This is a genomic window from Bacillus sp. JCM 19034 (genome assembly GCF_001310635.1).
Lineage (GTDB): Bacteria > Bacillota > Bacilli > Bacillales > Bacillaceae_D > Halalkalibacter.
The window spans coordinates 55,005-69,118 of the sequence record NZ_BAXR01000001.1 but is presented as its reverse complement, the minus strand read 5'-3'; the positions used below and the strand labels follow the sequence as shown (position 1 = coordinate 69,118).

At 38.0% G+C, this 14,114-nt stretch carries 18 protein-coding genes, 4 pseudogenes and 1 riboswitch; of the genes and pseudogenes, 4 read left to right on the top strand and 18 right to left on the bottom strand.

What is annotated here, in order from left to right:
• The first annotated feature begins 25 nt into the window (after positions 1-25).
• Positions 26-532: a GNAT family N-acetyltransferase gene (locus tag JCM19034_RS00410; protein WP_082393654.1), complete on the top strand. Its 507-nt coding sequence runs from the start codon at positions 26-28 to the stop codon at positions 530-532.
• Here the strand turns inward: JCM19034_RS00410 and JCM19034_RS00405 are convergent.
• The 16 genes and pseudogenes from JCM19034_RS00405 to JCM19034_RS00335 all read right to left on the bottom strand — a co-directional run bounded on the left by JCM19034_RS00405 (position 516) and on the right by JCM19034_RS00335 (position 10,736).
• Positions 516-737 carry a hypothetical protein gene (locus tag JCM19034_RS00405; RefSeq protein WP_062046403.1) on the bottom strand — a complete coding sequence of 74 codons (222 nt, stop codon included), beginning with the start codon at positions 735-737 and terminating at the stop codon, positions 516-518. The two genes, JCM19034_RS00410 and JCM19034_RS00405, sit on opposite strands and share 17 nt — an antisense overlap.
• A gap of 26 nt (positions 738-763) precedes the next feature.
• Positions 764-1,075 (bottom strand): MTH1187 family thiamine-binding protein, encoded by a 312-nt coding sequence (locus JCM19034_RS22110; RefSeq protein WP_062047302.1) that lies wholly within the window; start codon positions 1,073-1,075, stop codon positions 764-766.
• 117 nt (positions 1,076-1,192) lie between these two features.
• Positions 1,193-1,390 (bottom strand): annotated as a pseudogene (locus JCM19034_RS23825) (hypothetical protein); the annotation flags it as partial.
• A gap of 71 nt (positions 1,391-1,461) precedes the next feature.
• Positions 1,462-1,731 carry a hypothetical protein gene (locus JCM19034_RS23820; protein WP_062046401.1) on the bottom strand — a complete coding sequence of 90 codons (270 nt, stop codon included), beginning with the start codon at positions 1,729-1,731 and terminating at the stop codon, positions 1,462-1,464.
• A gap of 121 nt (positions 1,732-1,852) precedes the next feature.
• On the bottom strand, positions 1,853-2,434 hold the full coding sequence (locus JCM19034_RS00390) for a hypothetical protein (RefSeq protein WP_062046399.1): 582 nt from the start codon (positions 2,432-2,434) through the stop codon (positions 1,853-1,855).
• 2 nt (positions 2,435-2,436) lie between these two features.
• On the bottom strand, positions 2,437-3,252 hold the full coding sequence (gene thiD / locus JCM19034_RS00385) for a bifunctional hydroxymethylpyrimidine kinase/phosphomethylpyrimidine kinase (protein ID WP_062046397.1): 816 nt from the start codon (positions 3,250-3,252) through the stop codon (positions 2,437-2,439).
• Between the two features lie 11 nt (positions 3,253-3,263).
• Positions 3,264-4,373, bottom strand: coding sequence for a glycine oxidase ThiO (thiO, locus tag JCM19034_RS00380; RefSeq protein ID WP_062046395.1), 1,110 nt, complete (start codon positions 4,371-4,373; stop codon positions 3,264-3,266).
• Between the two features lie 17 nt (positions 4,374-4,390).
• Positions 4,391-5,164 carry a thiazole synthase gene (locus JCM19034_RS00375; RefSeq protein WP_062046393.1) on the bottom strand — a complete coding sequence of 258 codons (774 nt, stop codon included), beginning with the start codon at positions 5,162-5,164 and terminating at the stop codon, positions 4,391-4,393.
• 6 nt (positions 5,165-5,170) lie between these two features.
• Positions 5,171-5,368, bottom strand: a complete 198-nt coding sequence (thiS, locus tag JCM19034_RS00370; RefSeq protein ID WP_062046391.1) for a sulfur carrier protein ThiS — start codon at positions 5,366-5,368, stop codon at positions 5,171-5,173.
• Between the two features lie 14 nt (positions 5,369-5,382).
• Positions 5,383-5,997 (bottom strand): annotated as a pseudogene (thiE, locus tag JCM19034_RS00365) (thiamine phosphate synthase).
• A 72-nt stretch (positions 5,998-6,069) separates the two neighbouring features.
• A riboswitch (TPP riboswitch) is annotated at positions 6,070-6,166 on the bottom strand.
• A 55-nt stretch (positions 6,167-6,221) separates the two neighbouring features.
• Positions 6,222-7,346 (bottom strand): hypothetical protein, encoded by a 1,125-nt coding sequence (locus JCM19034_RS00360; protein WP_062046389.1) that lies wholly within the window; start codon positions 7,344-7,346, stop codon positions 6,222-6,224.
• Between the two features lie 200 nt (positions 7,347-7,546).
• Positions 7,547-8,964 (bottom strand): annotated as a pseudogene (aspA, locus tag JCM19034_RS00355) (aspartate ammonia-lyase).
• An 87-nt stretch (positions 8,965-9,051) separates the two neighbouring features.
• Positions 9,052-9,994, bottom strand: a pseudogene (locus JCM19034_RS00350) (ROK family glucokinase).
• 2 nt (positions 9,995-9,996) lie between these two features.
• Positions 9,997-10,203 (bottom strand): YqgQ family protein, encoded by a 207-nt coding sequence (locus JCM19034_RS00345; protein ID WP_062046387.1) that lies wholly within the window; start codon positions 10,201-10,203, stop codon positions 9,997-9,999.
• Between the two features lie 19 nt (positions 10,204-10,222).
• Positions 10,223-10,579, bottom strand: a complete 357-nt coding sequence (locus JCM19034_RS00340) for a hypothetical protein (RefSeq protein WP_062046386.1) — start codon at positions 10,577-10,579, stop codon at positions 10,223-10,225.
• The gene (locus tag JCM19034_RS00335; RefSeq protein ID WP_062046384.1) at positions 10,542-10,736 is read right to left on the bottom strand and encodes a hypothetical protein; all 195 of its coding nucleotides are present in this window, start codon (positions 10,734-10,736) and stop codon (positions 10,542-10,544) included. The genes JCM19034_RS00340 and JCM19034_RS00335 overlap by 38 nt, the downstream gene beginning before the upstream one ends.
• A gap of 91 nt (positions 10,737-10,827) precedes the next feature.
• Between JCM19034_RS00335 and JCM19034_RS00330 the strand changes: the two genes are divergently transcribed.
• The gene (locus JCM19034_RS00330) at positions 10,828-11,220 is read left to right on the top strand and encodes a YueI family protein (RefSeq protein ID WP_062046382.1); all 393 of its coding nucleotides are present in this window, start codon (positions 10,828-10,830) and stop codon (positions 11,218-11,220) included.
• Positions 11,221-11,356: 136 nt separating this feature from the next.
• Here JCM19034_RS00330 and JCM19034_RS00325 read toward each other — a convergent pair whose 3' ends face one another.
• Positions 11,357-12,802 carry a spore germination protein gene (locus tag JCM19034_RS00325; RefSeq protein WP_062046380.1) on the bottom strand — a complete coding sequence of 482 codons (1,446 nt, stop codon included), beginning with the start codon at positions 12,800-12,802 and terminating at the stop codon, positions 11,357-11,359.
• A gap of 127 nt (positions 12,803-12,929) precedes the next feature.
• On the opposite strand from JCM19034_RS00325, the gene JCM19034_RS00320 reads away from it, so the two are divergent.
• Complete coding sequence (locus JCM19034_RS00320; protein ID WP_062046378.1) at positions 12,930-13,457, top strand: hypothetical protein; 528 nt, start codon at positions 12,930-12,932, stop codon at positions 13,455-13,457.
• 160 nt (positions 13,458-13,617) lie between these two features.
• A complete protein-coding gene (locus JCM19034_RS00315) occupies positions 13,618-13,800 on the top strand; it encodes a hypothetical protein (RefSeq protein ID WP_062046376.1) in 183 nt (60 codons plus the stop codon).
• On the opposite strand, the gene JCM19034_RS00310 is transcribed toward JCM19034_RS00315, so the two are convergent.
• Entirely contained in the window at positions 13,797-14,105 is a 309-nt protein-coding gene (locus JCM19034_RS00310; protein WP_062046374.1) for a tetratricopeptide repeat protein, read from the bottom strand. The two genes, JCM19034_RS00315 and JCM19034_RS00310, sit on opposite strands and share 4 nt — an antisense overlap.
• Between the last annotated feature and the right edge of the window lie 9 nt (positions 14,106-14,114).

The window sequence follows — 14,114 nt, the reverse complement described above, 5'->3', positions numbered from 1 at the left end:
CTTATTAACGAAAGAGGAATGAACTATGGACATAATTCAAGTTACAAATGATAAGCAACTTCAAGACGCATACAACGTTCGAAAAAAAGTTTTTGTTGAAGAGCAAAATGTTCCTTTGGAAGAGGAAATTGATCAATATGAGAACGAAGCGATTCATTTTGTTATTTACGAAAACGACCAAGCAGTTGGTGCTGGACGGCTACGTTTTCTAGAGGATTACGGAAAAGTAGAACGTATTTGTTTGAAAAAAGAAGTTAGAGGTACAGGTGCCGGTAAGGCTCTAATGCTCAAAATTGAAGAAGTAGTATATGAAAAAGGTTACAACCGCTTAAAGCTACATGCTCAATGCCAAGCAGAAGGTTTTTATAAGAAGCTAGGGTATCATACGATATCAACCGAACCTTTTTTAGATGCCGGTATTCCCCATTTAGTGATGGAAAAAACAAAGCCAAATGATTTATATTTGGCTTCAAACCGTAGACAAAACGCCTATGAGAAGTTGATTCTCATAGGCGTTAGTTGCATACTTTAGGATATGTGTTTCTCCAGTCCGGTGTGCCATTTAGTTCAACGTGCTCCTGCCCAAAGCGTGCCCCCATCCCGGTAGCGTGGTCGGAGGACGATTTCCTTGCAATAAAAAAGCCTGTCGACCGTCTCGCTTTTACGAGACTTTGTCGACAGACTGAAGCAAAATGATTTATAGTTGCCTTTGCTACTCCTAAAACTATGACAGGCATTAAAATAATGCCCCCCACTCTACTTTCTATTCCATTTTTGCTTCAACAGAAGCTATTTTGCTAGACATCGATGATTGTTTATCACGACGATCATCAATGCGGATATTTGTTGCTACTCTTTGGACACCTTTTTTAAACGGTACTTCATGAATTGCTTGTATCACTTCAAATAAATCAGCCAGTTCGCCTTCAATAATCGTATTCATTGGTGTTAATTGATAGTCTATTTTCCCCTCTTGCTTATAAGATTGAAGAACAATTTGCATGTCAGCTACATATTCGCTAACACTAGCCGTTTCCGTACCAATTGGAATTACTGTTACATCTACAATAGCCATGTGACTCACCTCTTTACGTATAGGTTTACGTTTTAATTTCTCAGGAAATTCCTTCTCTGCTAATTTCCGATAAGATTCGATTGATGCTATTAAATGCTTTTTGTCTGGCTCTGTTGTTGTAATATGTTTTTGAAGAAAGTAAGAAATTGCTAATAGCGGTTTGCGTAAAAATGAAAAGGCTCTTCTCCTCATAATCCCATTAACAATTGGTAGGAATAAAAGTCCGCAATAGGATGCATACGTTAAAGCGGTAGTCCAGTCAATAAGGAAAAAAGCCAAACAAGCAAATATAATGATTACACTTAGAAAATAAATGACTACGATGTTCGTTGAACAATTCCGATTTGTAATGGAAGCTTTGCGTATATGAGTAAATCTAGTACGACTTATAATCCCTTGTAACTAAATACCTTATGCTCAGCACCGTGATATTTTTTTAATTGATTAGGGAAGATAAAATGGGTACCGAACATAATGTAAATAAGTGAGTAATACGGTAGTCCTCCCCATTCAAAAGGCAAAATGAACTTCGGGATAAAAACTAGCCCAACGATGACAACGATCAGACTTTTAAACCAAAGTGGCATAGCAAAAAATACTTGGCTAAACATCTTTAGTAAAGTAACACTATTTAACGGTTTAACCCAGCTTTTCAATTTTTTTCTTCATGATAAGCACAAGACACATGAGCCTTACCAATAAAAAAAATACTCATTTTGATATGATAATCCACGAATGAGCACGTTGATCACACCTTCAAGAAACTCGCTATTTCATTTATTTCTTCAATTGTTTTGATAGAACCCAGTGAGGTACGTCCTGTGCTTCTTCAAATGTCGGTGTTTGAAAAATCGCGTCCTCTATGTCTAATGGTGCATGATTCGTCCATGTATGTAGATAATGAACGCTTAGTTCGTCTACGTCTACATTATGTTGATGATCAATTTCAACCTTAAAACGACCACTATTTCCATAACTAATTTGTTCAATCATCGCATTTGGAAATGTAAATACAATCCCATTGTCAACCACTTTACCGTCTATTTGTTCGATAATATCATCGGCGTATGTTAACTCTAGTGTTGCGACGATTTCATTATGATTATTTACATTCGGGATGGCAACCCCAATATAATCATCTCCATACAACCCCTCAATCGGCATGACAGACCAGTTCCATTCGCCGTTGACTACGAGCAATGATCCATTTTCGTGATAGCTCGCTTCTAGCTCAATTTTTTCTTTTAATTGTTCATTCGTAATTTCCTCTGTATCACTTAGAAAAAAGTAACCACCAACAAACATAATGAGCATTAGTAAGAGCGGTAAAACTAGGACTGTTTTATTACTATTTAACATGATTACCGTCCTTTTTCAATGTGTAGTTTGCGATAAGCTGCATGATTAGTAGGTCCTATCCCATTACCAATTGCTAAAGATTCTGTAATGGCAGCTGTGATATAAGCTTTTGCTTGTTCAACTGCTTCGGCAATTGATTTTGATTTGGCTAATTCAGCCGCTATCGCTGCTGCAAACGTACAACCCGTCCCATGTGTATGCGTCGTTTGTACCCTCTCTGACGTTAATTCATGCATTTTCACACCATCAAACAACAAATCTGTAGCTGGTCCATCTAGAAGGTGTCCACCCTTTAATACAATGTTAGCTGGTCCATAAGCATGCAATGCTCTAGCTGCATCGTTCATTTCTTCAATCGTTCTAATTTCTTCCACCCCTAATAATTTTGCTGCTTCTGGCAAATTAGGAGTTATAACCGTTGCAATTGGCAACAGTTCAGAAACTAATGCATTTACAGCTTCATTTTGTAACAACGTTGCTCCACCCTTTGCAATCATAACGGGATCAACAACTATGTTTTTCACTTCATACTCTTTTAACTTTTTGGCAACAAGTTTTATTATATCAGCAGAAAACAGCATTCCCGTCTTAACTGCATCTGTACCGATATCAGATAATACAGCATCAATTTGTGCTTCAATTGCCTCTAATGATTGTGGATAAACACCGTGAACCCCTAATGTATTTTGTGCTGTTAATGCTGTAATGACACTCATTCCAAATACATCAAGTTCTTGGAATGTTTTTAAATCAGCTTGAATTCCTGCACCACCACCGCTATCTGATCCAGCGATTGTTAAAGCTTTTGCAATTGCCATACTACTACCTCCTAAGAAAAACGCTCTGGTATACATGATCGCAACGGTTCATAGTTCGCCTTTTGATCTAGTAAATCCGCAACAGCAACTGCTGTAATTGGACTTAGCAAAATTCCATTGCGATAATGACCTGTCGCAAAAATGATATGATCAGCGTTTTGTAATTTTCCAATTAACGGAAATCCATCTTGTGTTGCGGGACGTAACCCCGCCCAAGTATGGAAAGGCTTATTTTGCCTTAAATGCGGAAAAACACGTTTATTCCAATTCGTCAAACGGCTTATCCCTTTTTCGGTTACGTTAGTTTGAAAGCCAGCAATATCCTCGGATGCACCATTTACTAGCGTGTTATTAGCCTTTGGAACAAAATAACCTTGACTTGTATACACAATGTGCTTGATTTCACTTGCATTCATATGATAAGCACAAATTTGTCCTCTAATTGGATAAACGGGGATCCGGATTCCAAAGGTAGCTTCAAGCTCACTTGCCCATGCTCCTGAACAAATAACGAGTCGATCAGCACGAAAGGTTTGACCTCGCTTTGATTGAAGTAAAATATCTTCCTTCCAATCTAAAACCTCAACAGCTTCTAACTGATCATAAATTTCTACTCCGTTATTTCGACACGCTTTTTCTAATGCTTTCACATAATCAGGTGCAAACACGTGGCTTTCTTCCGGATAATACATTGCAGCTATTGTATCGTTAGACAGTAGCGGTTCCATCTTTCTTACCTGCTCACCTGTCAACAGCTCCGCTTTTGTTCCCCATTGTTCCTGCCAAGACTTTCTAGTTTCAAGTGCTAACACATCTGCTTCATGATAGATAGCATGTAAACTCCCGCTTTCCGTATACTCGAAGTCTAGCTTTGACACTCTCTTTACTTCCTGTTGCCATTTTTTATATATACGTAAGCTATCTAAACATAGCTGAAAGAAATCGTCAGGGTCTTCTGCGATTTCTGAAAAAGGAGCAAGCATCCCTGCTGCTGCACCTGATGCTTGTCCACCACACATAGCCTTTTCAAGAATCGTTACAGCATAACCTCTTTGACTTAATTCAAACGCGGTCGCTAAGCCAATAACGCCTCCTCCTAAGACTAACAAACGTTCCCCCAAAGCTGCTCCTCCTTCACTTAACTCAAAATAAATGATGTGCCACTACTTGCCGTTGCGTACTTTTTCTTTGGTATTCGCCCAGCTTCATATGACAAGCGCCCAGCCTCAATTGCATGTTTCATCGCTCTTGCCATTTTTACAGGATCCTTCGCTTTTGCCACTGGGGTATTCATTAACACTCCATCCGCACCTAATTCCATTGCTTGGGCAACATCCATCGCTGACCCTAACCCAGCATCAACAATAATCGGTACGTTTGCTTGTTCGATAATTAGCTGCAAATTATAGCTGTTTAAAATACCTAATCCAGTCCCAATAGGTGCCCCACCAGGCATAACTGCAGCTGCACCTGCTTGTTCTAATTTTTTGCACAAAACAGGATCATCTGAAGTATAAGGTAAAACGACAAACCCTTCATTAACGAGAATTTCAGTCGCTTTTAATGTTTCTATTGGATCAGGTAATAGTGTCTTTTCATCTACACTAATTTCAACTTTTATCCAATCACTTAAACCAGACGCTTTCGCAAGCCTAGCTATTCGAACCGCTTCTTCTGCCGTTTTAGCACCAGATGTATTAGGTAAATAAGTAAACGACATACCTTCTAAATGTTGAAGGATTGCATCCTCTCCTGGAGCATCTAAGTTAACTCTTCGGATCGCAAACGTTAATACTTCTGCTTCCGACGCTTTGATTGCTTCATTTTGTACAAACGGATTCGGATATCTCCCCGTCCCTAAAAAGAATCGTGATGATAGCTCTTTCCCAGCAATCGTTAATTTCTTATCCATTTTAAATCATCCTCCTCCAACAAACTGTACTAACTCAATTTTCATTCCGTCTTGTACTTCAGTTTTTGACCAATCGGAACGATCAATTATCTCACCATTCACTTCTGTGACAACTAATTGTGATTCTAGCTTGTAATGAGCAACTACTTCCTCTAATGTTTGAACAGATAGGTTATGCTCTTCACCATTTATCATTAAACGCATCCCTTATGCACTCCTTATTCAGACAATTTCTTAACAAACTGCTGACAGACAGCCGTTACATCATTTGCTCCAACAATTTCACTTATCATACATATACGAGTTGCTCCAGCTTTTAGTACTTGGTCAACATTATGCAATTTAATCCCACCGATCGCGACAAATGGAATCGTGATTTCAGATACAACTTGCGTAATATATTCAGTCGTAACAGGGTCAACGACATCAACTTTACTTTTCGTTGGAAAGATAGGTCCTACCCCAATATAATCTGCCCCTGCTGCTTCGGCTGCCCGAGCTTCCTCAATACGATGTGTAGACAATCCGATGATTTTGTTCCCTACAATTTTTCTTGCTTCCTCAATTGGCAAATCATCTTGACCGATATGAATCCCATCAGCATCAACAGCTAATGCCACATCAATATGATCGTTCACGATAAATGGAACATCATAGCGTCTAGTTAATTCTCTAAGTTTTTTGCCTTTTCAAAACCTTCTTTTACTACTTATTTTATCGCGAAGTTGAATAATATCCACGCCACCTATGATTGCCGCTTCCATAACTTCTAATAAATCACGATTAGGATGAAACTCTTCGCCAGTAATGGCGTATAATTGAAAATCTTTCATTCTATCTACCACCTTCTATAGTAAACACAAGAAAACCGTACCCGATCAACGGAATACGGCTACATATGACAGTATCATGTGCATCGACTTTCCTACGCTGGTATCAGCCAGATCAGGTACAAGGGTATAATCTCAGTCTCTTTATAAAGAGACACCCCTAGTCTACTTTCTTTTTAGTTTATTCTTTGATTCCATTATGACAGAATTACCTTTCTTTTTGCAAGTCACTCAAATTCAAATAAATCAATTAGCTTACCTTGATCTACATCATAAATCTGTTCAAAACGATTTCCGATTAACACCGCATCACCTTTAGGTGAAATACTAAGAGGGACGTGCTGCTCTAATGTAATGATTTTCTTTTCTGAATCGTCTTCTATAGAATAAGCAATAAATTCGTATCCATCCTCATAGCTAAAGAAATCACTACTGTATTTCGGACGCAAGTAATAAAAGAAATCGTTTTTGCCATCATACGTATAAAATGGGACCCACCATTGCTCGGAATACGTATTTAAGATTGGCATTTCAATTGTGCGATAACGATTCTGACCTTTATAAAATGTATAAGTTGAGTAGAGTTCATCAGGTGAACTTACTGTAACAGTAAAAGAAAGCTGATTTCCTAAACTGGCAAATGCAATTACGTCATCTTTCCAATCTTTTTTTGAATGTGTCTTTAGATCATAAACAACTAACGGTGCATGATAACTTGGTTCAAACTCATCCCAATGTAAATAAGCAAAAGTAGTGGAAGACAACCATTGTACGTATGGATATGGTAAATCCAACTCAACAATTGAATCTTCACTCATATCAACCATGTATGCTACAAACTTCCAATCAGGTAAAAACGAAATAAGAATCATCGCTTCTCGTTCATAAGGATTCCAATAGACAGCATATTCTTCGCCTAAATCTTCAATGACTCTTTTCACTTGTCCTTCCTCAGTCATGACTAGTAATGTTGCTTTATTATCTGTGCTATATGTTTGAATTGCCAAGAATGAATGATCAGCATTTATACTTACATCAATAATCCAACCATCCGTTTCAAAAAGTAGTTCAGAATCCCCATTGTATAAATGATATTTATATAAGTGGGAACGTTCATCTTCTTCCTCTAAATATAAAATCTCTTCATCACTAAACCAACCAACAACCTCAATAAATGATGAAGCGATAGTATCAAACGGACGTATCGTCGTCGATTCAAAAATAGATTCAGGTAACTCCTTATCATCATTCATCTCATTTGTTCGAGTGGGGCTAGGCTGTGCCTCTAAATCAGAAAACGAACAAGCACATAATAAAATAATTATTGAAAGAACAAACAGAAACTTCTTCAATATACTCCCCCCACACCATAGATGTCTAATTCTATCTTATACAACTTTTACTCTCTTTACTATATAGACGATTTATAATCGTAAAATGTTTCATTATTTTTTAAGAAAACGTCATAATCACCCTGATTTTTTATGGATTTCTTTTCTATAACATTAAAAAAGCCTAAAAGAATACACCTTTTAGGCTTTTCCCTCTTCTTCTAATTCCCTTCCAAAAAACGAGCTCCAGCTATTCCGGGCTTTGTCATTTCATGAGGATCAAGGATTTCTTTCAGTTCTTCCTCTGACAATATACCACGCTCTAAACAAATATTTCGAACAGAGTTACCTGTTTGAATTGCTTCAAGAGCAATTCGTGAAGCCATTTCGTAACCAATATGCGGGTTGATAGCGGTAATAATACCAACACTATGCTCGACTAACTCTCGACAACGTTCTGTATTAGCTTCTATATTTTTTATGGCTAACTCTCTAAATACACGTATTCCATTTTTTAAAATAGTGATAGATTGCAACAAATTAAAAACTAACACAGGCCCCATTACGTTCAATTCTAATTGTCCCGCTTCTGAGGCCAAAGAAATCGTATGATCGTTACCGATCACCTGAAAAGAAATTTGATTTACTACTTCACACATAACCGGATTCACCTTACCAGGCATAATAGATGAACCAGGCTGCCTTGCCGGTAAATGAATTTCATGAAACCCCGTTTTAGGTCCTGAGCTCATTAATCGTAAGTCATTCGCTATTTTAGATAAATTAACGGCTACTATTTTTAAAGTACTTGAAATTTCCGTATAAGCATCCGTATTTTGTGTAGCATCAATTAAATCTTCTGCTGTTTTAAACGGATAGCCGGTCACTTTTGCTAGATGGTAGGCTACTTTTTTATATAGTCTACCTCTGCATTTAATCCAGTACCTATAGCTGTAGCTCCCATATTAATAGAATATAAGCTTTGTAAAGAACGCTTTATTCTTACTAAATCCCTACTAAGAACTCGTTGATATGCCCCAAATTCTTGCCCTAATTTGATTGGAACAGCATCTTGCAAATGTGTACGTCCCATCTTTAGAACGGAATCAAATTCGTGCTCTTTATCCTTCATTTCTTCGATCAGTAAATTCAATTCTTCTAATAAAGAATCAATTAAGCGTAAGCATGCAATACGGATCGCAGTTGGAAACGTATCATTAGTTGATTGTGCCATATTTACATGAGTATTAGGACTAACACGAATATAAGATCCTTTTTCCCCATCTAGCAATTCAATGGCCCGATTTGCAATAACCTCATTTGCATTCATGTTAAATGACGTTCCGGCTCCACCTTGAATAGCATCAATGATAAACGAATCATTAAATTTACCAGCAATAACCTCTTCCGAAGCTGTCACAATCGCACCTGCAATTTCCTCCGTTAAAGCTCCAATCTCTAAGTTGGCTAATGCACAAGCTTTTTTAATAAATCCAAAGGCTTTTATTAATTCAGGGTGTGGCGAATATCCGGTTATCGGGAAATTTTCCACTGCTCTTATCGTTTGAATACCATAATAAGCATCTTTCGGCACGCACTTTTCTCCAAGTAAATCTCGCTCTATCCGATACTGTGCCATAAAATCTATCCCCTTTACCAAAAAGTAATAATCTTTATAGCTTTATATTTTTACTTTATGAATCGTAAAGGGAAGCTAACACTCCATTTACCCTTGCTTCGCTAACCAAGCTCCACCAATGACCCCCGCATCATTCCCTAGTGTGGCTATTTTAAATTCTGCTCCTTCGGCAACGCGCTTAAGAGCAAAACGTCGGAAATCACGTTCTAATGGGCTAAGTAATTTATCACCTGCTTTTGAAACACCACCACCAATAACAATTTTAGAAGGATTAACTGTATTGGCTATATTAGCAAGGGCTAACCCTAAGTAAAAGCAGACATTATCAACAACATCCGTTGCAACCTCATCACCTGAAGCGGCCGCTTCAAACACTTCTCTAGACGTAATCGTCTCTACTTTTGCTAATGACGATTGTTTGTGAGTAAGTACTGCTTCTCTACCTAGACGAGCAATGCCTGTTGCTGAAGCAATCGTTTCTAAACAGCCGGTTTTGCCACAATTACATGGGCCCGCCTTCAGGTGCCGACGTCAAATGGCCTATCTCGCCTGCCATACCGTTCACTCCATGAACGATCTGACCATTAATAACAAGGCCTCCTCCTACTCCTGTGCCGAGGGTAACACATAGCAAATCCTTTGCACCGTCACCTGCCCCTTTCCACATTTCTCCCAACGCTGCTATATTAGCATCATTATCTACCGTTACAGATAAACCGGTTTCTTTTTCTAGCTCTTCTTTTAACGCGAAATCTTTCCAACCAATATTAACAGCATGATAAATAAACCCTGTCTCCATTTCAATAAAACCTGGTGCACCGACACCGATTGCTTGTAGACGGTCATACGGCTCATTTAGTTCGGAGCATTTATCTTTAATTGCCTGTCCGATATCAACTGTAATATTTTCTCCACCATTCGAAGTATCCGTTGGAATTTCCCACTTTGTTATAATTTCTCCGTCTTCACTTACAAATGCAAGCTTAACTGTTGTCCCGCCGATGTCACAGCCTACAAACCATTTGTCCATTTTCATTCACCCTTTACCCCTTCTCCAATTCGCTGTTCTTGTCGAATGATGTGAAGAGCTTGCATATATAATGTCGTCTCGATCATCTTCCACTCATGTAATTCTCGTAATTCATCTTCCATTAATGAAAGATCAAGAGAACGTTCACCTGTATAAATTAATGTTCCATACTTTTTCAACAATTGACGAACATCATACATTGACTTCATCACATTCACCTCACATCTATTATAACAGCTTAAGCATGCCTACGAAAAGGAGCCAAATGAGAGGAGCAAATACATGGTAAGATGAACGCCATAGTATTTGTCGAATTTGCATCTGAATGACGATACCCATTGCCATTGCTACAAAGAATATAAAGCCTGCAAACAAAGTGAAAAACGTTCTCATTTCTATGATACCCCATTCAAATCCCATGAAAAAGAAGAGAAGAGCAAGTAAGATTGGTAAGATTCGATCTTCTGGATGAAAAAAGCCTAACGTTGGATGATAACGTGTAACGGCTGCAATAATAATGAGAAGAGATAAGATTGATATGAGAATTTCAACAAGGCGAAAAGCAAACCAGCTCGGCATGAACATTCCAAAGATCATCCCAATATAGCAAAAAAAGCAAAAAAGCGATTGCAAATAGAGCCACAGATATAGGGCGTGGAGGATATTTCGGTGCTGCCAATAAACCTCCCATCGTTAAGCCGATCGTTAAGACAAATAGAATGACAATCATTAATAACCACATGGTCAGTTCCTCCTTTTTCCACATAAATTCTTTATATCCTATGAAGAAAAAGGTAAGATAAGAAGGACAATCATTTGAAGGAGGGATTCGTATGGATAAAAAAATGAAAGATATATTAGACCGAGGCATATTTGGAGCTCCAGAAATTAAAGCGGAGGAACGAAATGTGTTTCTTTCGACGATCATTGAACGCATTTATATTTCATTAACGAAAAGGCAAGTTTTTAAGAAGGGAACATACTCTGAAGTCATTGACCTAATGAAAAAATACCCGAATGCCCACTTATATGTAAATAGCGACTTACAATATCCACATTATTCCAATTATATTCAAGAAGCGGCAAAACATAAAATTGCGTATACGATTGTTAATTCGCTCAAACCGACAGCTATTGGTCTAGTCCTTGCCCACCCTAGCCAAGCAGTTGATCAAAATGACATTTTTATTAAAGACGACTTATATAAAAAAGATATGCATGAATAAGAACACTCACTATGAAGCACTGTGTTTAGCAGTTAAAACGTGGTGACATAAATTCTAACGCAAAGCCAGTGCTTCCTCCTAAAACACCTGAAATATTAATTCTCGATCGCAATTTGTTTGATAAGTCGCCCTGTTTTTAACGATCAGGATCATTCGGGTGTAAGATATTTGGTCTTCTCTTTTTATATGGCATAGCCTTTCGAATTAATACCTCGCTAAAAGCATGTGCATCAAAAGGGATAAATGGCCATAAATAAGGTACACCTAATCCTTTGTAACCTACTAAAAGTAATAGCCACAATGTGATACCTATTATGAATCCTCCTAACCCAAAGGCGGCTGTTAATACTAATAGAGCTAGCCTTACAATACGATTTGCTAAGCTGAGTTCATAGCTTGGTGTAGCATAAGAACCTACAGCAACTGCAGCTAAATACAACACAACTTCAGGTGAAAACAATCCGACCTGAATAGCAACTTCACCAATTAAGATTGCTGCAACAAGACCTAACGCAGTTGCTAAGGCACTAGGTGTATGGATTGCCGCCATTCGTAGCATCTCAATTCCAATTTCTGCGATAATAAATTGAATAAATAGCGTAATTTCCCCTGTTTCTTGCTCACCAATAAAATTTAAAGCCTCTGGTACAAACTGCTGATGGGTTGCTAACAAATACCAAATAGGTAGAAGAAATATCGATGCACCAACAGCAATATAACGAATTAATCTATGTATTGCTCCAACAAGCGGCTTTTGTCGGTACTCTTCTGCATGCTGTAAATGGTGCCAAAAAGAGGCAGGAGTAATCATGACACTCGGTGAGCCGTCAACCATAATTAAGACGTGACCCTCCAATAAATGAGTTGCTGCAACATCTGGTCGCTCCGTATAACGAACTAAAGGATATGGGTTCAAAGAATGACCGAAAATATATTCTTCAACACTTTTATCGGCCATCGGAAACCCATCGGTGTCAATCTTTTTTAAACGCTTTCTCAATTTCTTTACAAAATGCTGATCGGCGATATCGCCAATATATACAATTGCCATATCTGATTTCGATCTTCTGCCTGCTTGCACATATTCAACCCGCATCGTTCTATCTCTAACCCGTCTTCTTACTAGTGCTGCATTTAATACTAACGTTTCTACAAAACCGTCACGTGCACCCCTAATGACTTTCTCTGTATCTGGTTCCGCTGGCCCTCGAACGGGATATTCCCTTGTATCGATTAAAATAACTCGTTCTACTCCTTCTACGAAAAGAGCCGCAGGACCTGATAATACTTGATCTATCACTTCATCTAAATCATCACTTGTTTCAATTTCAACATACGGTATTGAATGTTTAACAAGCTTATCTAACGGCTTTACTTTTAAATCATCAACAGTTAATTTAGCTAAATGTTTTTGAACCTGTGTTAAGGCGATATCCTTCCCAAACCCATCAACGAGAAATAAACTCATTTTTCTGCCACCGTGTTCAAGCTCTAAATGAATGATATCGAAATTATCATCAACGGCTAATTCTTTTTTCACATAATCAATATTCTGTTCATAATGAACGGTTACTTTTTCCATACGATCACCCCACTTACATAGATTATTTGCAAATAAGTCCAAATCCATGCAAACAGACTAGTCATAATTTATTTCACAAAAACATATACATGACAAAAACAGTTTGTCCAAAGTGGAGGATCATCAAATGAATAAATGGAAATATGCACTCATTTTTTTATGCTTATCGTTTCTCGTAGGGCTATTTCTCGTCTATACTTTAAGACCCGAACCTTTACGTGAAACATTGACTTTCTTTCCAATTGATGAACATGTACATTTTCTTGAAACACACTCTACCATCAAGCTTGATTCCACAAAAGATGAGGATGAATACACACTATATTGGGAAACTTCTTCAACGTTAGATGGAAAAGCATATTTACGACATGATATTTCACTACTCTTTGAAGATGGGTTATTAAAGGATATTCAAACAAAATGGAAGAAAAACACAGATACGATCACTATGGAAAAAAAGCTCGACTCTGACGATAGTGGCCATTATCGTGTTGTGACATTTCATCATGCCGAAATCCATTATCCAAATGAAATCATTCGGAGTGCACAAGCCCTTAGCTTTGACCGTTTATATGTCATAGACTCGCCTCTTACCCCCTTAACGACGTTTCGCATACCCGAGACAGAGGAGCAATGGAGAGTAAGAGGGTTTTAGATTATATTTAGATCAACAACAACAATATGATTGGGATGACTTATTAGAGTATTACCATTTACCTAAAGATGAGTATGATTTAATCCCACTAACGGAGTTTATTCAGTATGAAGAGTTACCCGGATTAACAACAGAACAGTCACAAGCTTTTTTAGGGGGATTGTGGGAAGGCTTATATAAACATTACGTTCTAGGGATTACACAAGAAGACGGAACGGTTGTAAACCCAATTGGCAGCACCGTCCCGCTTATACTAATTCCAAAAACAACTGATCACTTTTTTATTTTATTCCGTACACCAGAAGGTGAGCCTGTGCAGCTTATTCAAACGATCAAGCATTAATGAATGAGGCTATTTTGAAGTTCAAGATAACTTTCTTTAGGTTCTATCTCGATAGCACGGTCAATAGCTGTCCGTGCTTCTTCATACTGCCCAAGCTCAAGATAAATAACCGCCATATTATAATGGGCTTCATGAAAGTCCGGTTTTAAGCGTATTGTGTCCTCTAATAAAGGTAATGCCTCATCATAATGACCCTTCATTGCTTTTGCAACAGATAATAAAAATGCCGCCTCTGGCATAGTTGGGTCTAATTCATAAGCTCGCTTTACATGCGGATACGCAAGCTCGACTTCTTCCTCTTGCAAATACATTTG

Bases quoted from the DNA above. Each gene is read 5' to 3' on its own strand.
- JCM19034_RS00410 (WP_082393654.1), top strand. From the start codon at position 26: ATGGACATAATTCAAGTTACAAATGATAAGCAACTTCAAGACGCATAC.
- JCM19034_RS00405 (WP_062046403.1), bottom strand. From the start codon at position 737: ATGCCTGTCATAGTTTTAGGAGTAGCAAAGGCAACTATAAATCATTTT.
- JCM19034_RS22110 (WP_062047302.1), bottom strand. From the start codon at position 1,075: ATGGCTATTGTAGATGTAACAGTAATTCCAATTGGTACGGAAACGGCT.
- JCM19034_RS00390 (WP_062046399.1), bottom strand. From the start codon at position 2,434: ATGTTAAATAGTAATAAAACAGTCCTAGTTTTACCGCTCTTACTAATG.
- thiD (WP_062046397.1), bottom strand. From the start codon at position 3,252: ATGGCAATTGCAAAAGCTTTAACAATCGCTGGATCAGATAGCGGTGGT.
- JCM19034_RS00375 (WP_062046393.1), bottom strand. From the start codon at position 5,164: ATGGATAAGAAATTAACGATTGCTGGGAAAGAGCTATCATCACGATTC.
- thiS (WP_062046391.1), bottom strand. From the start codon at position 5,368: ATGCGTTTAATGATAAATGGTGAAGAGCATAACCTATCTGTTCAAACA.
- JCM19034_RS00345 (WP_062046387.1), bottom strand. From the start codon at position 10,203: ATGAAGTCAATGTATGATGTTCGTCAATTGTTGAAAAAGTATGGAACA.
- JCM19034_RS00340 (WP_062046386.1), bottom strand. From the start codon at position 10,579: ATGTTCATGCCGAGCTGGTTTGCTTTTCGCCTTGTTGAAATTCTCATA.
- JCM19034_RS00335 (WP_062046384.1), bottom strand. From the start codon at position 10,736: ATGTGGTTATTAATGATTGTCATTCTATTTGTCTTAACGATCGGCTTA.
- JCM19034_RS00330 (WP_062046382.1), top strand. From the start codon at position 10,828: ATGGATAAAAAAATGAAAGATATATTAGACCGAGGCATATTTGGAGCT.
- JCM19034_RS00325 (WP_062046380.1), bottom strand. From the start codon at position 12,802: ATGGAAAAAGTAACCGTTCATTATGAACAGAATATTGATTATGTGAAA.
- JCM19034_RS00320 (WP_062046378.1), top strand. From the start codon at position 12,930: ATGAATAAATGGAAATATGCACTCATTTTTTTATGCTTATCGTTTCTC.